The 22003-nt window shown below is 42.3% G+C and carries 20 protein-coding genes and 1 tRNA gene; 12 read left to right on the top strand and 9 right to left on the bottom strand.

Annotation, left to right across the window (positions count from 1 at the left end):
- Positions 1–2: 2 nt before the first annotated feature.
- The gene (gene rpsR, locus AC5JMF_RS14815) at positions 3–218 is read left to right on the top strand and encodes a 30S ribosomal protein S18 (RefSeq protein WP_017653421.1); all 216 of its coding nucleotides are present in this window, start codon (positions 3–5) and stop codon (positions 216–218) included.
- Between the two features lie 222 nt (positions 219–440).
- The gene (locus AC5JMF_RS14810; RefSeq protein WP_495796487.1) at positions 441–2501 is read left to right on the top strand and encodes a ribonuclease catalytic domain-containing protein; all 2061 of its coding nucleotides are present in this window, start codon (positions 441–443) and stop codon (positions 2499–2501) included.
- Positions 2502–2548: 47 nt separating this feature from the next.
- Here the strand turns inward: AC5JMF_RS14810 and AC5JMF_RS14805 are convergent, their stop codons facing one another.
- Positions 2549–3424, bottom strand: a complete 876-nt coding sequence (locus AC5JMF_RS14805; RefSeq protein WP_495796486.1) for a PEP-CTERM sorting domain-containing protein — start codon at positions 3422–3424, stop codon at positions 2549–2551.
- Positions 3425–3686: 262 nt separating this feature from the next.
- Between AC5JMF_RS14805 and AC5JMF_RS14800 the strand changes: the two genes are divergently transcribed.
- From AC5JMF_RS14800 to AC5JMF_RS14790, 3 genes are all read left to right on the top strand, one after another.
- The gene (locus AC5JMF_RS14800) at positions 3687–4247 is read left to right on the top strand and encodes a hypothetical protein (protein ID WP_495796485.1); all 561 of its coding nucleotides are present in this window, start codon (positions 3687–3689) and stop codon (positions 4245–4247) included.
- Between the two features lie 68 nt (positions 4248–4315).
- Positions 4316–4720: a C6orf136 family protein gene (locus AC5JMF_RS14795; RefSeq protein ID WP_495796484.1), complete on the top strand. Its 405-nt coding sequence runs from the start codon at positions 4316–4318 to the stop codon at positions 4718–4720.
- 662 nt (positions 4721–5382) lie between these two features.
- Positions 5383–5916, top strand: a complete 534-nt coding sequence (locus AC5JMF_RS14790; protein WP_495796483.1) for a DUF4330 domain-containing protein — start codon at positions 5383–5385, stop codon at positions 5914–5916.
- Positions 5917–6054: 138 nt separating this feature from the next.
- Here the strand turns inward: AC5JMF_RS14790 and AC5JMF_RS14785 are convergent, their stop codons facing one another.
- Both AC5JMF_RS14785 and AC5JMF_RS14780 read right to left on the bottom strand, forming a co-directional pair.
- Positions 6055–6876, bottom strand: a complete 822-nt coding sequence (locus AC5JMF_RS14785; protein WP_495796482.1) for an alpha/beta fold hydrolase — start codon at positions 6874–6876, stop codon at positions 6055–6057.
- A gap of 259 nt (positions 6877–7135) precedes the next feature.
- Positions 7136–7861, bottom strand: coding sequence for a lysophospholipid acyltransferase family protein (locus AC5JMF_RS14780; RefSeq protein WP_495796481.1), 726 nt, complete (start codon positions 7859–7861; stop codon positions 7136–7138).
- A gap of 469 nt (positions 7862–8330) precedes the next feature.
- Here AC5JMF_RS14780 and metG point away from each other — a divergent pair, with 469 nt between their 5' ends.
- From metG to lptC, 3 genes are all read left to right on the top strand, one after another.
- Positions 8331–9932: a methionine--tRNA ligase gene (gene metG / locus AC5JMF_RS14775; RefSeq protein ID WP_495796480.1), complete on the top strand. Its 1602-nt coding sequence runs from the start codon at positions 8331–8333 to the stop codon at positions 9930–9932.
- 166 nt (positions 9933–10098) lie between these two features.
- A complete protein-coding gene (locus tag AC5JMF_RS14770; RefSeq protein WP_495796479.1) occupies positions 10099–10731 on the top strand; it encodes a LabA-like NYN domain-containing protein in 633 nt (210 codons plus the stop codon).
- Positions 10732–10880: 149 nt separating this feature from the next.
- Entirely contained in the window at positions 10881–12119 is a 1239-nt protein-coding gene (gene lptC / locus AC5JMF_RS14765; RefSeq protein WP_495796478.1) for an LPS export ABC transporter periplasmic protein LptC, read from the top strand.
- A 194-nt stretch (positions 12120–12313) separates the two neighbouring features.
- Here the strand turns inward: lptC and AC5JMF_RS14760 are convergent, their stop codons facing one another.
- The 3 genes from AC5JMF_RS14760 to murA all read right to left on the bottom strand — a co-directional run bounded on the left by AC5JMF_RS14760 (position 12314) and on the right by murA (position 16503).
- Entirely contained in the window at positions 12314–13630 is a 1317-nt protein-coding gene (locus tag AC5JMF_RS14760) for a D-alanyl-D-alanine carboxypeptidase (protein ID WP_495796477.1), read from the bottom strand.
- A gap of 438 nt (positions 13631–14068) precedes the next feature.
- Entirely contained in the window at positions 14069–14944 is an 876-nt protein-coding gene (locus tag AC5JMF_RS14755; protein WP_495796476.1) for a M48 family metallopeptidase, read from the bottom strand.
- A 179-nt stretch (positions 14945–15123) separates the two neighbouring features.
- Positions 15124–16503, bottom strand: a complete 1380-nt coding sequence (gene murA / locus AC5JMF_RS14750) for a UDP-N-acetylglucosamine 1-carboxyvinyltransferase (protein WP_495796495.1) — start codon at positions 16501–16503, stop codon at positions 15124–15126.
- 417 nt (positions 16504–16920) lie between these two features.
- Here murA and AC5JMF_RS14745 point away from each other — a divergent pair.
- Positions 16921–17002 (top strand) — tRNA-Leu (locus AC5JMF_RS14745).
- A 234-nt stretch (positions 17003–17236) separates the two neighbouring features.
- Positions 17237–18031, top strand: coding sequence for a TrmH family RNA methyltransferase (locus AC5JMF_RS14740; protein ID WP_495796475.1), 795 nt, complete (start codon positions 17237–17239; stop codon positions 18029–18031).
- 138 nt (positions 18032–18169) lie between these two features.
- Here the strand turns inward: AC5JMF_RS14740 and AC5JMF_RS14735 are convergent, their stop codons facing one another.
- The 3 genes from AC5JMF_RS14735 to AC5JMF_RS14725 form a co-directional block, all read right to left on the bottom strand.
- Positions 18170–18406: a hypothetical protein gene (locus AC5JMF_RS14735; protein WP_495796474.1), complete on the bottom strand. Its 237-nt coding sequence runs from the start codon at positions 18404–18406 to the stop codon at positions 18170–18172.
- Between the two features lie 256 nt (positions 18407–18662).
- Complete coding sequence (locus tag AC5JMF_RS14730; RefSeq protein ID WP_495796473.1) at positions 18663–19022, bottom strand: Rieske (2Fe-2S) protein; 360 nt, start codon at positions 19020–19022, stop codon at positions 18663–18665.
- 156 nt (positions 19023–19178) lie between these two features.
- Positions 19179–19673, bottom strand: coding sequence for a host attachment protein (locus AC5JMF_RS14725; protein ID WP_495796472.1), 495 nt, complete (start codon positions 19671–19673; stop codon positions 19179–19181).
- A 247-nt stretch (positions 19674–19920) separates the two neighbouring features.
- Between AC5JMF_RS14725 and AC5JMF_RS14720 the strand changes: the two genes are divergently transcribed.
- Positions 19921–21186 carry an RNA-guided endonuclease InsQ/TnpB family protein gene (locus AC5JMF_RS14720; protein WP_495796471.1) on the top strand — a complete coding sequence of 422 codons (1266 nt, stop codon included), beginning with the start codon at positions 19921–19923 and terminating at the stop codon, positions 21184–21186.
- A gap of 72 nt (positions 21187–21258) precedes the next feature.
- A partial coding sequence (locus AC5JMF_RS14715) for a Uma2 family endonuclease (RefSeq protein WP_495796470.1) occupies positions 21259–22003 on the top strand: 745 nt, incomplete at its 3' end.

The raw sequence follows: 22003 nt of genomic DNA, 5'->3' as shown, positions 1-22003 counted from the left end.
CCATGAGCTATTACCGCCGTCGCCTGTCTCCGATTAAGCCTGGAGAACCAATTGATTACAAAGATGTTGATTTGTTGCGTAAGTTTGTCACCGAACGTGGCAAAATATTACCCCGGCGGATTACTGGACTGACATGTCAACAACAACGAGACTTAACATTAGCGATTAAACGTGCGCGGATTGTGGCTTTGTTGCCATTTATCAATGCGGAAGGCTAAAAAAGCTATGGGTCAAGAGTCAAGAGGTAATAAACTAATGTGCGTCTAAGTTGCACATTCTTTGGTTAAGACTGTCATTTAGTTATTTGTCCTTTGTAAGTACAAATGACAAGTAACGACCAAATAAAGTAAGTATGCAATTTAGATGTGTTTTAGCTTACCTAGACTCTCGACTTTAGATTAAACTATTTAAACTGTTTATCATAATAGAGTGCGAGAGTTGTGGAGAAGGGGACGCTAGTTGAATTTAGGGTTCAAGGCGATCGCCGTCTGGGTGTGGTAGATCGTCCAGACGGTAAAACCCGCTGGTTTGTGGTAGATGAACGTGGTCAATCCCACAGCCTCGCGCCTCGGCAAATCACTTACACGGTTAACGGACAAACCTACAAGCCGTCAGAGATTGCCTCTTTTTTGGAACAAGTTCAGCCTTATCTCGATCCATCAAGCTTAGAAGTAGCTTGGGAGTTATTGGTTGAGGATGGGGAAACAGTTACCCCAAGCCAAATGGCAAATCTGCTGTTTTCAGAATCAGAGGCACCTTATTGTTACGCTGCCCATTGCTTGTTATCAGACGATAAACTCTATTTCAAGCAAAAAGGAGAAGCATACGAAACCCGAACCGCTGCTCAAGTAGCAGAACGTAAGCACCAAATCGAAGTAGAAGCGCTTAAAGCTAAGGGACAGCAAGAATTTTTAGCTCGCGTAGAACAGGCGCTCAAAGGTGAAGCAGTAGAATGGCAGCGCCACGATCGCCAGCGTCTAGAAGGATTGGAAAAATATGCAGCACTAATTGCTGATACCGTGCGGACGGGAGTAACTTACGATACCCTATCTCGTGCTTATCCCCCTCCAGCATCAGTCTTGGAAACTATGACCATGCTAGGACGCCCCGCAACTCCCCAAGGAGCCTTTGCGCTTTTAGTAGACTTGGGTTGGTGGAGTCCTCATGAAAACTTGTTCCTGCGTCGTTCATCAATTCCGATTCAGTTCCCAAACAAGGTATTAGAAGTGGCGCAGCAGCGTTTGGATTTTCCACCGACTGACTTAGATACAAATCGCCTAGATTTGTCTTATCTCAAGGTCTACACAATTGATGATGAAAGTACCACAGAAATTGATGATGGCCTGAGCTGGGAATTACTTGCCGATGGACGAGAACAATTGTGGGTGCATATTGCCGATCCTACCCGTTGGTTAGTTCCAGAAGATGAACTTGACTTAGAAGCGAGAAAACGGGGGAGTACAGTTTACTTACCTACAGGGATGGTACCTATGTTCCCTGAAGTATTAGCAACTGGGCCAATGAGTTTGGTACAGGGACAAATTTGTTGCGCTCTCAGTTTTGGGATAGTCTTAAATTCCACCGGAGCAGTAGAAGACTATAGCATTCATCCCAGCTTTATCAAACCGACATACCGCCTCACCTACGAAGATGTCGATGAAATGCTGGAATTAGGTGTGCAAGCCGAACCAGAAATAGAAGCGATCGCCACCTGGGCACAGCGGCGCAAAACTTGGCGATATGCTCAAGGAGCAATCAGCATCAACATGCCCGAAGCCACGATCAAAGTCAAAGGTGACGAGATTAACATCGATATTTTAGATGACTCACCTTCGCGGCAGCTAGTAGCAGAAATGATGATTTTAGCTGGTGAAGTCGCAGCTCGCTACGGTCAGACACACAACATACCCCTGCCTTTTCGCGGTCAACCGCAGCCAGAATTACCTCCAGATGAAGAACTACTCCAGCTACCAGCCGGATTCGTTCGTGCCTGTGCCATGCGGCGTTGTATGCCCAAGAGTGAGATGAGCATCACACCTTTGCGTCATGCTGGTTTAGGTTTAAATACTTATACTCAAGCAACTTCGCCCATCCGCCGTTACAGCGACTTGCTGACTCACTTTCAACTGAAAGCTCATTTGCGCGGTGAAGTTCTGCCATTTTCCGCAGAACAACTCAAAGAAGTGATGATGACTGTCAGCACCATTACCCAAGAGGTAATCATGGTAGAACGGCAAACCAACAGATATTGGGCATTAGAGTATCTGCGTCGTCATCCAGAACAAGTTTGGCACGTCACAGTATTGATGTGGTTACGAGAAGATAGCAACTTGGCGCTCATTCTTTTAGAAGATTTGGGCTTACAGTTGCCCATGTCTTTTAGACGTTCTATCGGATTAGGTGAACAGCTATTAGTGAAAGTTAGCCACGCTGATCCTCAAAAAGATTTGATTCAATTTCAGGAAATAGTTTATCAAGAAGCTCAGTCAGCAGTGAATTAATTTCAGTAGTGCGAGTATTACCCCATAGTTAAAACTAGGCGATTAACTTAATCTTTAATGGCATCTTTTTGTTGCTGCTTTTGTTTGTAACGCAAAGCTATACCAATGCCAGCAGCTGTCAATGAACCCATGATAGTCAGCGGTTCGGGAACAGGTTCAGAATCCGATAGAGGTGTGAGGAGATAGGCATGATATTGACCATTTAATATCCCCATACCCACAATTTGCCCTTTATTATTTATATCTGCTGCATCCTCTAGTTCCCAACCCGAATTATTAACTATTAAATTATTCAGATCTTTTAATTGACCATCCCACAAAAAAGCATGGCGCCCTCCAGTTAGAAGAGAATTTTCAGAAATACTTGAGTAACCAACGACTTGACCTAAGTCATTAATAGCTGTAGCTATACTATAAGTATTTTGATTCTCACCAAGAATTCCTAAACCCAATACCTCACCATCAGACCACAATACAGCTTTATCATCTGAAAATCCAACCACCTGACCTTTGTTATTAATATCACTACCAGCACTCTCCAATGACTCATTAAGTGCAGGGAGTTCGATTACTTGATCTGAAGTTAATACAACAGCATGATACTCATAAATAGGGGATTTAATAAGAGCAAAAGAAGTACCAACAATTTGACCGAGATTGTTAATTTCTGAAGGGGAAAAAGATGGGTTTTTAGGAGAATTCAAACCTGTTTTGATCCCGTCTTTCCACAACCAACCTAAATATTGCTCTTCACCTAACGAGTTGGTAGTGATTGCAACACCAACTACCTGACCTAAATCGTTAATTGCCTGTGCCCTGTTGAAATTAGTGATACCGTTAAAGGAGCCTAAATCAGTAACCGTATTTTGATTACCTAAAAGAGGATGATATTGTCCATTTAAGTCTATCCGACCACCTACCATCTGACCACTATTATTAATATCACTGACAAAACCCCTATAGGCAAATAGTTCAGATTTTTTTGGTAAATTTTGTACTGAGATAAACCAAATTACTAATTCTAAAATTTTGGACTTTTAGAAACGGATCAGCGCAAGTTTATTTGACGATCGCACCTAGCCGTAACCTTGACAAATATAGCGGATATGCGATCGCCAGTCATCATCTCAGTATGCAACTGTGAACCAAAAGCTGTACGCTAGAGGCTAGAACTGCCAAAAGACTATGACACATGCAGAAATCACAGCAACACTGACAGAACTATTTGGTACAACAGTACAAGCGATCGCTCCTGAAGCGTGGCAAGTGGACACTCCGACTTTTCGGTTGTTAGTGCTGCTTTCCGAAGATAATAGCTGGTTACGTATTTTACTGCCGATTGTGCCAATACAAGAAGCCCAATCATATTTACCAGAGTTCCTAGAAGCCAACTTTGATGACACTCAAGAGGTACGCTACGCTTTGTATGAAGGAGTAATTTGGGGAGTATTTCAACATAACAGTACTACCTTAACGCCGGAAGATTTTTCTAGTGCGATCAATCGATTAATCTCTCTGCATGAAGCTGGGTTAGATGAAGTTTTTAATAAACTAATTGAAAGCCGTATTCGACAGATTATTCAAGCAGCAAAACAGCAAGGACAATCCCTACAAGCTACCATGCAAAATCTAGAACGGTTTTATGCAGAGGGGTTAATGGGTGAAATTGACCAAACAACAGAAGCACGGGAACAAGTACTAGCTGCTTGGCAGCGTCAGTTAAAACGCTTATGGAATGAGTCGTAATTCGTAATTCGTAATTCGTAATTGGAAATAGCAAGAGATTTTCATTAGTTGTTTTGAATTTTTTTAATATGGATATCATTAAAATCCTCAAAGAGGACTATCAAAGATTTCCTATCAACCAAACTTATAGTATCTACGCTCCAGATGTCTATTTTCAAGACCCATTAAATAAGTTTCGTGGCGTTGAACGCTATAAACAAATGATTGGTTTTATCCAGACTTGGTTTATCGAACCCAAGATGGATTTACACAACATTCAACGCTTGCAAGACACAATTAAAACAGAGTGGACACTTAGTTGGAATACTCCCGTGCCTTGGAAACCACGTATCTCTATCCCCGGCTGGAGTGAATTAGGTCTCAACTCAGAGAATTTAATTATCTCTCACATTGATTACTGGAATTGTTCGCGTTTAGACGTGCTAAAACAACATTTCTCTTCCTCAAATAATTACAGTAGGGAACAGGGGTAAGGTGTAGTAGAAATCTTTTCCGTTACATAAAGCCTACCCAAAGTTACCCATTGCTGGAAATATCTACTCTGGGCTTCGTTTATTTCCTGCTTCATTCTGGTAGTGTCGGCACTATCCAGTCCACAGGCTAACTTAGTTGCAGTTCTCAACCCTGCTTTTGGGTTAAACATACCGGATGAAAACACATTTTTTTGCCCCTACACCCACGCCCATTGCAGGCTTGATCATGACCAAGAAGACGCGGAGACAGGGGGAAGGGGAGACGCGGAGCGCGACCCTTCTTAAGATCGAAGCACTGATCACAAGCCCCCGACTTTAGTCGTGGAGACAAAAAATCGATTCCTTACTTGAATCCCCTAGCTGTCTTCTATGGGGTCTCCCCGCGTCTTTGCGTCAGAACGTCTCCGTGCCTTCTTCAACAATAGGGTATGAACTACCTGCTCGGAACTTCCAAACTCGTGATAGACTGTCGCATGACTACAACCCCAGCCGCTTTTATTTCTTCCCCTGCCCCGCTGACTGAGTGTACCCTTCTCCTTTGGAGAGGGATATTGCTACGCGTAGCGTCTTTGACAAGAGAAGTCGAAGTGCTGCTCACTGCTGATTTTGGTCAACTTCGTGGTTAAAATTAACTACTTAGCTCGTATTTAGGAAAATTTTTTATGGCTATTTTAGATTCCAAAGGTCGCTTGTTCGGTAAAATCAACCTCCTCGATTTAGGTGCTGGACTGGTAATTTTGCTAGTTATATTTGGCATCTTTGTCTTCCCTGGAACTTCCGGTTCAGTCGCCCAAATTGGGGTAAAAACAGTACCAATGGAGGTAGATTTAGTTGTTCGTGGTTTGAATGTCCGCGATCCGGAAAAATTATTAAACAATGAATTAAAGAAAGGCCAAAAAACTAATGTGATTGTCCGCGGTCAACCATACGGACAGATTGAAATTAAATCTATTCAAACGCTACCCAGAAAAGTAAACGTTTTTCAACCCGATGGTACTGTTAAAGAGTTGCCAGATCCAAAAACTAATAATTTTAGTACAGATATGATTTTAACTCTAGATGGTAAAGCTCAAGTGACGGCAAATGGCCCTGTTTTGGGTAACAATAAAGTGAAAATTGGAATGCCTTTTGAGTTGGAAGGCTTTAATTACAACTTTAATGCTTCTGTTATTGATATTAGATTGAAAGACAAATAGGGGAATGGGGAAAACTTCACCACGGGGCGTAAAGCCTACGGTATAGCTTCGCTTAGAGCGTAGCCCAAGCCGGGTTTTTAACCTTTACCTTTTTTCTTAAACCTGCCCCTACCTGGACTGTTCTTAAAACCAACGCGCCTAACCTTTTATCTCTAAACTTTGAGCGATCGCCACGCTACTATCTAAGAACTTGTTGGCTTTGAGAATTTTATAGAGATAAATATCTTTCTCTAGTAAGCAGGCGTGTCCGCTGTGGGGCAATATCACTACCTGGGCATTGGGTAGAATGTTTGCTATCCGCTGGACTTCGGTTATGGAGGGTAAAAGCCGATCGCTACCACCAGCAATCAGCAAAACTGGTTGAGTCAAGCGACGCAACTGTTGTTCAGTCACATCAAACTCTCTTAACAAAGCCAATCGCCAGAGAACAGTGGCAGCTGGTACAGAACGCATGGTTTTTAATAGTTCATGGCGATCGCTTCTAGAGATGCGTGGTAAAGATGCAATGAATGGCAATAATCCCAAGGCTGAGACATCATATAAGCATTCTGGTACCAAATAAGTTAATAGAGATGCCCAATTTAACCAAGGACGCAGATGAAAAGCCGAAGCTGGGTTAATGAGGATAATTCGTTGAAATAATTGCGGCGCTTGAGTTGCCACTTTCATCGCCAAGCAAGCCCCAAAGGACTCACCACATAAATAAATTGTTCTTTGAGAACTTTTTTCTAATTCGGTATGAATTAAATCTAAAACATTTTTTGTTAGCACGTTCCAGGAGGTGAGGTCTTTGCGTGGTATTGCTAAACAGCGGACATCAAAGCCAACTTCTAGTCCAGCAGTTTGCGATCGCAATAGTTGACCTGTTCCATCCATTCCTGGCAAATATACAAACAGCGGATACTCTGGTTGTACTCGTTTAGGAGTAAGGAAACACGGGTTTAGCTCAACTTCTGGCATTGTAAAATTTAAATTTTCTTATTGATGTTATAAACTTTCCTGAATGTAAATCCCATACTTTTACGTTTTAGATCACACGAGGATGAAAGCGCAACAAGCAAGGAAATATCTGATAGAATCATAACGTGAGTAGTGATAACCACGTTAAAAATAGCTAAAATTGCCAACGATTGTTGACTTGAAATCAAGCAATACAGCAATCAAATCTTTCAAGACAAAAACTCAGCCAAAGCGGGCTTTGATTTCATGTCAAAAGCTTTTAGTAACAGCCTTGATGCAATAAATTACTAATTTCATTGTGACAATGTTCCATTAGTTCAGTTACAACAATTTTGGCTTGTTTACCATGATATTGTTTTTGATGTTGGGGCGTAATCCAGTAGGGATTGCCGATTAATACGGCAACCCGACGATAAATTACTAGGGGATGCCAACCAGATTGATTAAATAAAGGTTCTGACGGGTCAAATAAACTCAAAATTCGTAATGGAAAACCAGGTGTGTTCATTTCTTCTAAAGAGGCGATCGCGATCGGCAAAACTGCTAAATCCTTCACATTAGCTCGCAATGCTAGGTGAGCAAATCCTCGCTGAAACTCGCCTAAGCAATTTGGCTGAGTAAATTTTACCATCGGTTCAGTTCCTTCAGGAAATACTCCTACCATCTGCTTCGACTGCAATAGTCGCTGAGATTGCATGAAAAAGCTTTGCTGGCGATTTTGGGTTTCCTCCAAGGGAAAACACCCTAATTGACCTGTGACAATCTCTCGCATGATTGGTACTTGTCCCATGTAGTGATGGCAAGCAAACCGAATCGGGCTTGATAGCGCCTCCATTAAAATTAAGGCGTCCATAAAGCTGCGATGATTGCTGACTACCAAAACGCTCGCATCCCGAGGAATACGATCCTCATAATAGCGAAACATTTGTGTTGAGAGTCCCGCTAAAAACCAGTGAGAAATCTCTAAAGAGCTATTTAGACTCATACCTAATTAAATATATTTTTAGGAAAATAACGTAGCTTATCTTGACTTAATTTTTACATTTCTTTACCAATACTACGACCGTCTTAAGATAGAAATGTCTAAACCATAGAGCAGATCAAGCAATTCAAAATTAAAAGAGGAGGAAATTATAGTTCCATTAAGCACCTTGGCAAGCTACTATCAACATTATTCGGTAACACCAAAGCTGATATTTTCCGACTTATGGATGATGTATTTGCCATTAGAAGATGTGCTATAAAAAGCCTTCAAAGGAATTATTATTCACTAGTTTTCGTTTTTTATGCATAAAATAGCTGGTTTTATACATATCACGAAAAAATCCTTTACCATAGAAATTTGCTAATATTAAGATGCTGTTTGAAAAAATAGGAGTAATGTTATATAATTACGTGGTTTTTCCAACATAAGTAAATTAAAAAACGTTTTAATAATTTGTTTTTTATTGTCGATGAATCTAGTGAATCAAACAAAAAAGACATTTGCACTGACAACACCCCTATATTATGTAAACGATGTCCCTCATATAGGCAGTGCTTATACAACACTAGCCGCAGATGTTGTGGCGCGTTTTCAGAGACTGTTGGGACATAATGTACTGCTGATTACTGGTACAGACGAGCATGGGCAAAAAATTCAGCGTTCAGCCGAGAGTTTAGGGAAAGCACCACAAGATTTCTGTGATGAAATTGTGCCTAGCTTTGTGAGCCTATGGCAGTTGCTCAATATTAAATATGATCGCTTTAGTCGGACGACTGCACCGCGTCATGAAGCGATCGTCAGAGAATTCTTCGAGCGGGTGTGGCAAGCTGGTGACATCTACCAGGGACAACAAAAAGGTTGGTATTGCGTATCCTGTGAAGAATTTAAAGAAGAAAGAGAATTGCTAGAAGGAAACTACTGTCCCATCCATACGAATAAACAAGTCGAGTGGCGAGACGAGCAGAACTATTTTTTCCGTTTATCCAAATACCAAACCCAACTGCAAGAGCTTTATCAATCTCAACCAGATTTCATTCAACCAGAGAGTCGGCGAAATGAAGTCCTAAACTTTGTCAATCAGGGTTTACAAGACTTTTCTATTTCGCGAGTCAATGTCGATTGGGGTTTTCCTGTTCCTAGAGATCCAAAACATACTCTCTATGTCTGGTTTGATGCCTTGCTAGGTTATGTCACAGCATTGCTAGAACCAGATGCAGAGCCTACTTTAGCAAATGCCCTAACTACATGGTGGCCGATTAACCTGCACCTCATTGGTAAAGATATTCTACGCTTCCATGCAGTTTACTGGCCAGCGATGCTATTGTCAGCTGGTTTACCCTTGCCAGAGAAAGTATTTGGGCATGGCTTTTTGACCAAAAATGGTCAGAAAATGGGGAAAACTCTGGGTAATACTCTTGATCCCGTAGCACTCGTCCAACGCTACGGTAGTGACGCCGTTCGTTATTACTTCCTTAAGGAAATCGAATTTGGCAAGGATGGAGATTTTAATGAAGTTAGGTTCATTAATGTTCTGAATGCAGATTTGGCGAATGATTTAGGCAATTTGCTCAATCGAACTCTGAACATGGTGAAGAAATACTGTGTGGGTAGTGTACCATCAATTGCCTATGAGGTAATTTCCCAAGATAACCCTCTTAAAGCAATTGGCTTATGTCTGGGGGAGCAGGTAAAACAAGCCTATGAGGCGCTAGCTTTCAATCAAGCCTGCGAGGCTGTCCTTTTGCTTGTACAAGCCAGCAACAAGTTTATTGATGAACAAGCTCCTTGGTCATTATATAAACAAGGACAGCAACAGGCAACCGAAGAATTGCTATATGCAGTTCTAGAATCAGTTAGACTAGCAGCTTATCTCCTATCCCCAATTATTCCGAATATCAGCAGCGAAATTTATCAGCAGCTAGGCTTCGGAATAGATTTTAACGATCAGATACAAAGTTCAATTACCGCACCTTTTGCTATTCATGCGACGTGGGGAGTACTATCCAGTAAACAACAACTGGGAACACCCCAACCCATTTTTAAACGCATAGAACCCTTGCAAAACGATTAGTACGACTCTAACTTTGATTTTGTTCAATTTCTAATTGTTTCAAAAAATTTATCGGGGCTTAACTTCAGCTTAGTCCCATAAGTTTATCATAAACCGCTCCAAGTAGCACATAAAAATCGATAATTTGTATCAAAAATAACAGGATAAGAACTGAGGTATGACAACAATGTTGAATAATTTGGAAAACGACTCGATATTTACGCCAGAACAAGTTTTGGAAAATCGGGGTCGTGTAGCCATATTTATTGATGGCTCAAATTTGTTTTATGCTGCGCTACAACTAGGAATCGAAATTGATTACACAAAGTTATTATGTCGATTAACTGGGGGATCAAGGCTATTGCGAGCTTTCTTCTACACTGGTGTAGACAGAACAAATGAGAAACAACAGGGTTTTTTGTTGTGGATGCGTCGCAATGGCTATCGAGTGATTGCTAAGGATTTAGTACAGCTACCGGATGGTTCTAAAAAAGCCAATTTAGATGTAGAAATTGCTGTTGATATGATGGCTTTAGTAGACTCTTATGATACCGCAGTTTTAGTTAGTGGTGACGGGGATCTAGCATATGCAGTGAATTCCGTTAGCTATCGGGGTGTGCGGGTAGAGGTTGTGAGTTTGCGTTCGATGACAAGCGACAGCTTAATTAATGTTAGCGATCGCTACATTGATTTAGAAGCCATCAAAGAAGATATTCAAAAAACTCCCCGTCAAAGCTATCCATATCGACCATTATCTAGCATGGGTTTTTTGGAAGATCCCAGAGAAGCTGATGGACACTTAGAAATTCAGGATTCTTAAAAATTCAAGGTGAGATTCAAAATGCCTAGACGATAAGCTTTTCGCTAATTTTGAATAGTAGATTTATTTCCGCTGTTATGTACTAGATGCTAGTATTTTTTACTTAGTACTTAGCACTCAAGACTCATAACTTTTTCAAGTTAGGAAGAATGCAAGAAAAAGCTCCAAAAAAACAGGGGGGAAGTCAAATAAACTCCCCCCGCTTCTATTTATTTAACTCTCGAATTTATTTACAACCGAAAATAAATTGGTACAGTTTACCTTGGCTTTTGTTGTTAGTAATTAGTTTGGTTGCTTGTGGAAGTAAATCTTCCACAAATTCTCAAAAAAATGCTTCGGGTTCATCTGATCAAGAGAGTAACTTGACTTTCTTTGGTGTTGCCTTAGAGCAGTTTGATGAAGTGGGACGACCGATTTGGAAAGTGAATGCTAAAACAGCAAAATACACCAAAGAAAAACAAATTGGTCAAGCCAAAAGTCCTTATGGTGAACTATACCAAGATGGCAAAGTAGTTTACCAAATCACAGCAGAACAAGCAGATATTGAACAAGATGGCAAACAACTATTTTTAAAAGGAAAAATCCTCGCCACAGACCCAACTAATGGCATTGTGTTACGAGGTAATGAATTAGAATGGCGTCCCAAAGAAGATTTGCTGATTGTTCGCAACCAGCTAAACGGCACCCACAAGCAACTGCAAGCAATAGCTCAAGAAGCGCGAGTGAAAACCCGCGAACAACGCATAGAATTTTCTGGGGGAGTTGTAGCCAACTCTGCTGATCCCCAATTGCAAATGCGAACCGAGCATTTGATCTGGAAAATTAAAGAAGAAAAATTAATTGGCGATCACCCCTTACAAATTGACCGCTATAAAAACAATCAAATTACCGATCGTGGTAGGGGAAATACGGCTGAAGTTAACTTAAAAACAAAAATTGCCACTGTCAAACAAAATGCCCGACTAGATTTACTAGACCCACCAATGCAAATAACTAGTAACTCTATAAACTGGAATATGAACGCCGAAACTGTGACAACAAACTCACCCATACGAGTGTTTCACCGTGCCGAAAATGTTACCGTAACTGCTAATCAAGGCACAATGAAAATCCCCCAAAAAACAGTTTATTTAACAGGTAACGTCAATGGGATCGGGCAACGTCGTCAATCTTTGAGATCCAACATATTAACTTGGTATCTTGACAAAAAATTAGTAGAAGCTCAAGGTAATGTAGTTTATAGACAAGCTGACCCAGTATTGACATTTACTGGTGAAAAAGCAGTTGGTAATATTCAAACGGAAAACATGGTTGTTAGTGGTGGTGGGAATCCTGGCACTAGAGTAGTTACGGAAATTATTCCCAAAGAACAATTTAAGAATCAATAGAAACCCACTTCAGTTTTGGGCGAATAGAATTCGCTGCTACACAGGCGAAGTCCACCTTCGTGGACTAACCAAAAACTATGTTTTTCAAACCCACCTCCGTGGGTTTTGTTTGTGTAGCCAAGCCAGTGCGTTGCGCGGGTTAAGAGCGTTGAAGCAACTGGCGCGCGATTTCTAATCGCTTTACAAACATCCTATCAATACAAAATTTCATTACGATTGGTTGCACCCAGCAAAGGTACAGAGTTGATAGCTGAGTGAGGAGTGAGGGTGGTAGGGATTGTTGCGGGTACTTGCAACTGTTTTACTAGACGTTGGAGTAATTGATCTTGTCCAGTGCGGAAACCCCAGACGTTTGTACCACGATTGATAATCGCAAACCAAACTAAACCGCGATCGCGTGTGGGCATGACGCCAGCTAAAGCACTCACATCGCTGAGAGTACCCGTCTTAATCACTGTGGCGGGAGGAATGTGTCTAGCGTGCATTGTTCCTCGATGATCAAAACCCGACATTGGAAACAAGTCAGCTATATTTAGTTGATATGTGGTTGCTTCTCGTTGAATGGCCATCAACATCGCACAAGCAGCTCTTGGAGAAATGCGATTTGCTTGGCCTAATCCAGAACCATTGATTAATTGGATTTCCGACTCTGGCACTTGTGCTAGCTTTGCAGCTTTTATTTGCACTATGGACGATCCCCCTACTGACTCTGCTAGCATCTGTGCCATTTCATTATTACTAAAGACATTCATCTCTTTGATGAGTTGCCGCAAGGGTAAAGAATAGTGACGTACTAGCAAGGTTTGTTGGGGATTGGGTTGCGCGGCAAATTTGATCCCACCTGCAATTGCAATTTGGGGTTTGGGTGTCCCCTTGGGCATGATTGAATATGTGTGAGTTATGGGGCGAGTCCAAGTTTTAGAATTCAGTGCTTGCTTGAGGAATTGACCTGCTAGCAGGGGATGACGCTGGAAATTCATCGCAAAATTCCCAGAAATTACTAAATTTCCCTTTACCTGCTTGATCCCCATCTTGTTGAGAGTATTACCTAAAGCGATCGCCTCTTCCCAAACAAACATGGGATCGCCATTGCTAGTAATTACCAAATCGCCTTGCACAACACCCTTAACCACTGATCCGGTAGTACCTACCAATGTCTCAAATCGATGGTCTGGGCCCCAGGTTTTCAAAGCAACGAGGGAAGTGGCAATTTTAGTTAAAGAGGCAGCAGGTAGAGGTGTTGTACCTTGGTGATTTGCCATCAGCATTGGCCCAGATTGCATCCAAATGCCTTGACTGTCGGTTAAATTTTGCACTACTAGTTTCGATGTTACTAGCCCTTTGAGATACTGTTGTACCGTGGTAGCGCCAGTTGGATTGGGATCAGAGGCAATAACCAGGCTGGGGCTACTTTGCCAAGCTAATGCATCTAAAGCATCTAAAGGCTGGAGCTTTACCCCAGCCATTTCTAGCCAGAGCGACACCAAACCTGAACTCAACAATTCCAGCATGTTTTATTCCTCTGTGTAGCATGTAGTTAATTTTTACTTACTGTGCCAATATACAAGCTTTTTGACGGTGATCAGTATGGAGTTATGATAGCGGCTATTTTTTTGATCTGAAAAGTCAGCTGCAACATATTGTTTTCGTTACAACTTTGACAATTTTCGGATGGCGATCGCTCAGAATTGAGAATATAGCAAACTCAGAAATTTCTACTTAAATTTAGCAATTATCATAATTAGTTATACTAAGAAATTTGTAATTATAAAAAAGTTAAATATCAATTAGCAGCTAAAAGTTATTATTTTTAAATTTTACGAAAAGTCTGAGCGGAGATTTCCTCTGCTCAGACTTTCCAAGACAAATTTTGAATTTTTAATATTTGTAGTGCGGGCATCTTGCCCGCGCGAGCAAGATGCTCGCACTACTTATTTTTACTTGATGCCTTACCAGTTTCGCCATCCGCCTTTGGGTGCATCTTCATTGGTAAACTTGAGTCCTTGACCTTGCAATAAGGATTGATATTCTGTGCTGCTTGCCCAACGGTCGATTTCTCTGGCTCGCAGTACTGGAACTGGATGGGTTAATTGAGCTGTACGAGCGGCTTTGACCATTTCACCTAAATCGGTCTTGCTAATATCATCGTAGGCGCGGGCTTGGGCAACAAAGGCATCAAGATTCAGTTGTGGTGCCAGAGTAGGGGAACCACCAGCTAGTTTCATTAATACGGACATCACAACTTTGGGGTTTTGGGTTGCTAGTAATGCGGCGCGATCGCAGGTAAACTCAGCACAGCGTACCCATTCTAAAAGTTGTGTCTGGATTGCTTGGGCGATAAACGCTCCCACACTAGGCACAATTGTTGCAGCTAGTATCAACAAATTTACGGGAGTTAAATAAACGCTATGGTCACACTTGAGATGACCTAATTCATGGGCAATCACTGCTTGAATTTCCTCTGGTGTGAGGATATCAATTAAGGATGTGTGTACCACAATAAACGGCTGCTTCCCCCGCATGGCGAAAGTGTAGGCGTTGGGTGCTGGATGTTGCCGCACATACAACTGGGGAGGCTCTATATCCAAAGTTGTGCAAGCTTCTAACAAAAGCTTGTGTAAATCTGGCAGTTGTTTTTCGCCTACCAGAATACTAGAGGCAATATTTTCCACGTAGAAAACCTGCTCTGCCATTGGCCCAAGCACATTCCGTACCATCATATCTATGCCTGGTATTTGCTTGAGAGTTTTAGTAGCTTCCAAGTCTAGGGGATGACGAAACGAATCTGCTTTTAAACCAATCAGGGGGGTTTTGAGGAAGGACATGATGCAGCAAGCTATGAAAGGGAACAGGGTAAATTAAGGATTTTTGGCGTTGTGGGCAAGGTTTAAAACTTTTGCTTTTTTCGATAAAAAATGCGACTCATAGTATTAGGATGCTCAGATCAACAACCTCTCACAATTAGTATAACGATTAAGTAGGGTGGGCAACGCCCACCTAACTACTAGGTTGAAATCGATGCTGAGGGGGTGCTGTTATTGGAAGCAACTTCCGCATCTGCTGGTACATCTCCCACGCGCAGGATTCTAGCTCCCAACTGCTGCAACTTCGCATCAAATCGATCATAGCCGCGATCAAGGTGGTGTAATCCCTGAATCGTGGTTTGTCCTTCGGCTGCGAGTCCTGCTAAAACTAGTGCTGCTGATGCCCGTAAATCCGTACCCAATACTGGTGCGCCCGATAACATGGGGACACCCCGAACAAAGGCAGCATTGCCTTTAACGCGGATGTCTGCACCCAAGCGATTTAGCTCGGAGGCGTGACGCAAGCGATTTTCAAAGACAGATTCGTTAATTAGACTGTCGCCTTCCGCCAATGACAGCAAAGCCATAAATGGTGCTTGCATGTCCGTGGGGAAACCTGGATGGGGCAAGGTTTCAATATCCGTAGCCCTGAGGGTTTCTGCTGGCAAGATGCGTAAACAGTCGGGCGCTTCTTCGATGATTGGCACGCCAATTTCCCGTAGCTTGGCTAGCACTGGGATTAAATGATCCGGCAGCACTGGTGATAGTATCAGTTCTGAGCGCGTGATGGCTCCCGCCACCAAAAATGTTCCTGTTTCAATGCGATCGGGAATAATGCTGTATTCGATAGAATGCAATTTGGGGACACCGACGACGGTAATCGTACTTGTGCCTGCACCCTGAATTTTAGCTCCCATCGTGTTACAGAAATTAGCTAAATCCACTACTTCAGGTTCGCGTGCGGCGTTTTCGATGATTGTTTCGCCATCTGCTAAAGTAGCTGCCATCATCAAAGTTTCTGTGGCTCCCACACTAGGAGTGTCCAAGTAAATCTTGGCTCCTTTTAATCTGCCGACGCTACCCGGAACATAAGCATTACAAATACCATGCTCAATCTGTACCTCAGCCCCCATCGCTTGCAGTCCTCGGACATGCAAATCAACTGGTCTAGCACCAATGGCACAACCGCCTGGTAGTGGCATTTGTGCTACTCCTAGTCTTGCCAGTATTGGGCCGATGGCAAAGAAACTGGCCCGCAATTGGGTAACTAGTTCGTAGGGAGCTTTGGAGGTGGTAATTTCGCTAGCATTGATATCCAAAATATCGCCTTGCCGTTTCACGCGCACACCCAAGGCTGATAAAACTTGACCCATCCGCTCTACGTCCGCTAATAAGGGAACGTTGCGGATGTGACAATCTCCCGAACACAGCAAGGCTCCAGCCATGATTACGAGTGCTGAGTTTTTGGCCCCGCTAATTTTTACATGACCTCGCAAAGGATGCCCACCCCAAACCTGCAAGACTGAGGAGTCTGCTTGAGGGGAAAATTTGGCATCTGGTAAGCCGCTAGAAGAATTAATAAGCCTACCTCCAAAAAAATTACGTATTGTCAAGGTTTAAAGTTGGTTTTGATTCTACAGTAAAGATTCAGTTTGTCCACAATTTTGCAACTACATCTTGAGTTACTCAATGTTTTTTCGGCGGAACCTGAAGCCTGAAACTAAGTATATGAATGCTTTTTAGGCATTAGCCAATTTTCATAAATGATGAAAGTAAAGCATTACCATTAGATAAAATTCAATACTCAGTGAAAGCAAGGTAACATACCTTAGCTATTAGAGACTCAGTAATTGGCAGACCAAAATCTAACCAGTATTAATAATTCCCAATTTTTTTATGGATTATGGAGGCGATCGCCAGACTTTTATTCCAAATAAACCTTGACAAATGTAAATATTTCAGCAATAATAAAAGACTGTTGTTCAATTAAGATGCCAGCGGAACTGGCGGAATTGGCAGACGCGCTAGATTCAGGTTCTAGTGCCGCAAGGCTTCCGGGTTCAAGTCCCGGGTTCCGCATAGCTATATAAAAGGGAACAGGGAACGCTTAACAAGTTCCGTGGGTTTAAGTCCCCCGGTTCAATAAACGGCAAGTTTTGTGTTGGGGTCAAATCCCCATTACAAAATCTAATTACGTTAGCGCAGCGGTAGCGAGTCCTCGAGCGTCATTACGAATTACGAATTACGAATTATTTAAATCCCCTTTTGATTACGCCCTGTTGCCCGTTCCCTCTTGCCTGTTCCCTGTTGAATATGTTGACTAGTTTACAGAATCCTTTAGTAAAGCAAATCCGCAAACTGCACTCCACAAAAGAGCGGCACAAGCAGCAGTTATTTTTGTTGGAAGGGACGCACCTGCTAGAGGAAGCTTGTGCAGTAAATTACCCGCTAGCAGTGGTATGTTGTACCCCAGAATGGCAAACAGCTCATCCGTTATTGTGGCAAGCAGCTTGTAGTCGATGCGATCGCGTTGAAATTGTCAGCGAAGAAGTTTTAGAAGCGATCGCCACTACAATACAACCAGACGGTGTTGTTGCCACAGCAAAACGAGACGAGCATCAAAGCCAAGTACCGTTTACTGGTTTAGTTCTAGCTTTGGAAACCGTACAAGACCCAGGCAACTTAGGGACAATGATTCGCACCGCCGCCGCCGCTGGTGCATCTGGATTGTGGGTGAGTGCAGACAGCGTAGATTTAGACAATCCGAAAGTTTTACGAGCGAGTGCAGGTCAGTGGTTTCGCTTAGCTACCTCGGTGAGTGAAAATTTAAAAGCTACAGTCAAACAAAGTCAACATTTCGGTATGCAAGTGGTAGCAACCATGCCTAGTGCGACTTCAACTTATTGGGAAGTCGACTGGCGAAAACCAAGTTTGATTTTACTAGGAAACGAAGGTGCGGGTTTGTCAGCAGATTTAGCTGCGATCGCGGACGAGCAAGTCAAAATTCCCCTCAGTCCTGGTGTAGAATCTTTGAACGTGGCGATCGCAGCTGCTTTGATGTTGTATGAAGCTCAGCGGCAAATAAGAGAGGATGCGGTGACGCGGTGATGTCCAACAGAGACTCTTAACGGTAAACCTTGTAGGGGCGGATTTACAAACAACCTTGGCAATTAACGAGAATACTAATAAACCCGCCCATATTTTCTTTTGGTTGGGGTTTAAATCCTCACAGATAACCTATTCCCTCTAATTTGCTTTCTCTTCTAGATATTGCTCAATATCTGCAACAGCATCTTCAAAAGCTGCCAGATCAATCTCTGTCAAATTTTCTACTAATTCCGCATCAGTAGTACCAGCGGTGTGTAAGTGTGGTGTTCCCTCGATTTCAGTAGGATGTTCTTGTAAAATATCCTCTAATTGATCGAGAGATTGTAAAAACTCATTGGCGGCAGCGTGGCGCTGTTTTTGCTGGCTTTGCTCCATAGTCTTGAGTGGGAATCTTAAATTTTAGTCGCGTAACCTGATATTGCAGTTCTAACAGCTTTAAATTTTGCACACATAACATCATTTTTGTGAGTATCTGCAAACAGCCGAGTACTACTCTATCAACTGTACACACTAAAAAGCTTGACGGCAAAATCATTAATCTCAGAAGGCGATCGCCACAGTAGTATGGCCAGTACAATTTTTACACTCACCCAACCACTCTGGCGATCGCAAGACATTGCTTCACAGGTGATTATTCTTCCTGTAAATCAATCCAAATGCTACCTTCTTCTATACGGGTAGGAAACACGGGCAGTGTCTTGGGTTGCGAAATTAACGAAAGTACCTTTCCGACGCCAGGCGGCCAAGGACACCAGGCTTGTACTTCGCCAGTACGCAAGTCAAAAGCACTACGATGTGTAGGGCAAACAATTGCTCCATCTTCTGTGATTTTGCCACCCTTAAGAGGCAACTTTAAGTGAGGACAAACATTATCCACAGCATAAAGCTGATTTTCGTGGTTCAAAAGCAAGATATTCCGCTTGCCAACTTTCACCACTTGTCGCGCACCTGGGGAAAGTGCATCAGCTGCAAGAACTTTAGTCCAGCTCATTAGGTTCTCCTTCCTAATAGACCTGTTTTCAGTTTCCCGCAATTGTGACTAAATAATTACTAATTCGTAATTCGCAATGACGCTACCACGAACGCTCGTTCCTCGCTCTAAGCGAAGCTATGCCGTAGGCTTTACGCTAACATAATTCCCAATTCCCTAACCAGAGACTCTCTTGTAAGCTGGTAAAAGTTTTTTACTAGCAACATACTCATGGAGTTCATGAGGTTTGAGATGACAAAGATTTTTGGTTAACTCGCTAAATTTAAGATTTTTGGGTAGCACAATTATCAAGGCTTCTCGCATCAAACTTAATATTTGAGGTTCGGCAATCATCAGCAACTGCTGAGAGTGATGAACTTGAATTAAGTTAACAATGTGAGCAGCTATTGTTTGAGCAAAACGGCGTTCAAATTCAATCATGTGTTTTTCACGATGATCATCATAGCTGTGGGCTTGATCACCTGCGCCTCGATTGCGTCCAGTTTTAGTACTTGCCCAAAGTTCCTGACCTGGAAGCTCTTTGACAGAATTCGATAAAGCTTGATGTTCAATTAAATTAGGGCCAGACTCATACTCAGGAAATTCTTGTGGTTCTAATGTGAAAAAACGCGCTTTTGCACCATCAATCACAGCAACAAGGAACAAACTCATATTGACCCCCCAGAAATGCTGGATTTCTTAATCCTAACAACATTTAACTTGACGCGGAAGTCCCCACCCTCTAGCTTTGCTAGGGTGGGGATAGGGAGCGGGAAATGAGGATTGCATCTAGAATTGTTTTTTTACGCAAGTAAAAACAGATTCTAGATATATGACGAATTTCCAAATATTTTTCCTAATTTACTTTACTGGTAAGTGTAGATAGTAGTAAGATATCAAAACTTGGAGGTGATATTGAGTGCTACATAAAGCCGTACAAGTTCGTTTATACCCATCGAAAGAGCAAGAAATACTATTAGCGCAGACATTTGGATGTTCTCGTTGGTGGTGGAATTATGCTTTGAATAAATCAATTGAAACTTATAAACAAACAGGTAAAGGACTTGCTCAGATAGCGCTCAATGGACTATTACCCAAGCTCAAAAAAGAAAAAGATACAGAATGGTTAGCTAATTGTTATAGCCAAATTTTACAAGCTACGACGCTTAACTTGACCACAGCTTATAAGAACTTTTTCGATGGTAGGGCAAGGTTTCCTAAATTCAAATCTAAGCACGGTAAACAGTCAATTCAATATCCTCAAAACGTCAAGATTGTGGATGGCAATGTCAAACTTCCAGGTAATATCGGAGTAGTCAAAGCCAAAATACATAGACCGATTGAAGGGAAAATCAAGACTGTCACCGTCAGCAAAACGCCGTCAGGTAAATATTTTGCATCTATTCTGACTGAAGTAAAAGCAGACAATCCAACAAATACAGAAGGTAAGATTTATGGCATTGATTTAGGATTGAAACACTTTGCTGTTGTTACTGACGGTGAAAAAGTTTCTAAATACGACAATCCTAAGCACCTTGCCAAGCACCAAAAGAACCTCAAGCGTAAACAACAGAAATTAGCACGCAAACAAAAAGGGAGTAAGTCAAGGAATAGATATAGAAAAGTTGTTGCCAAAGTATACGAACGGGTTAGCAATTCGCGGCAAGATTTTCTACATAAACTTAGTTATAAGTTGGTCAGCGATAGCCAAGCTGTCATAGTAGAAAACCTTCACCTTCTAGGCATGGTGACGCTCGAAGACTCGCTAACGCTTCGCTATCGTAATCATAATTTGGCTAAAGCAATATCTGATGTAGGTTGGGGAACATTTATCAACTTCTTGTCTTATAAGCTAGAACGCAAAGGCGCAAAGTTGATTGAAATTGATAGGTGGTTTCCCAGTTCCAAGCTCTGCTCTAATTGTTTCTATCAAATGGGTGAGATGCCCCTGGATGTCCGTGAGTGGACTTGTCCCCACTGCAACACTTACCACGACCGAGATGGAAACGCTGCGATAAATATTAGAGCAGAAGGTATCAGAATGCTTGCCCTGAGAGTAGCCGAAGGGCTAAAGGCGGATGGTTCAGCCGTCTCTGCTGTCGGAGGGGAGGTAAGACCAAAACTAGGGCGAAAGTCCAAGTTACGGCACTCGCCTGTGAGTACAGAAGCCCCACCCTCAAGCTAAGCTAGGGTGGGGTAGTTCACTCAAGCCTACATTCCATAATAGAGTTGAGAGTCTCGTCAGGACTGCTTCATAATGTATCAAAGCGATCCGCCGCTATCGGCAAAAGAAGTATTACCAACCATGTATGATCTTCCTAGTGAAGATCCAGAGGAACCAGGTTTGCCGGATGAGTTTCATTTATTACAGCCGCGTTTACTAGACGAAACCTTTCGCCCACCAAACTACCCCAGCGAGCAAATATTTGTTGCCAGCGACCTCAATCTGTATTACGATGTGCGACACACACTCTGGTACAAAAGACCAGATTGGTTTGCAGTCGTCGGTGGCGAGCGTTTGTATGAACAACGAGATTTACGTTTAAGCTACGTAGTCTGGCAAGAAGGGGTAAATCCTTTTATTATGGTGGAGTTGCTTTCTCCAGGCACAGAAAAAGAAGACTTAGGGCAAACATTACGCTCAGTTGAACAACCCCCCACAAAATGGCAAGTATATGAGCAAATACTGCGTATCCCCTACTACGCCATCTTTGACCGTTATAGTCAGAATTTCCAGATGTTCAAGTTAGATGGGGGTCGTTACAGAGCAGTAGAGTTAGAAGATGAACGCTTTTGGATACCAGAATTAGAATTAGGTTTGGGTGTGTGGCAAGGGCGCTATCAAGATATAGAACATACTTGGTTACGTTGGTATGATGGGGCGGGTAACTGGGTGTTGACTCCTGTTGAACAAGAAAAGCAACGCGCCGAACAAGAAAAGCAACGCGCTGAACGTTTGGTAGCACAACTGCGATCGCTTGGCATTGAACCCGATTTAGATT

It is taken from the genome of Desmonostoc vinosum (assembly GCF_059505385.1).
The sequence above is the reverse complement of the archived record's forward strand: the minus strand, read 5'-3'. Positions and strand labels throughout refer to the sequence as shown.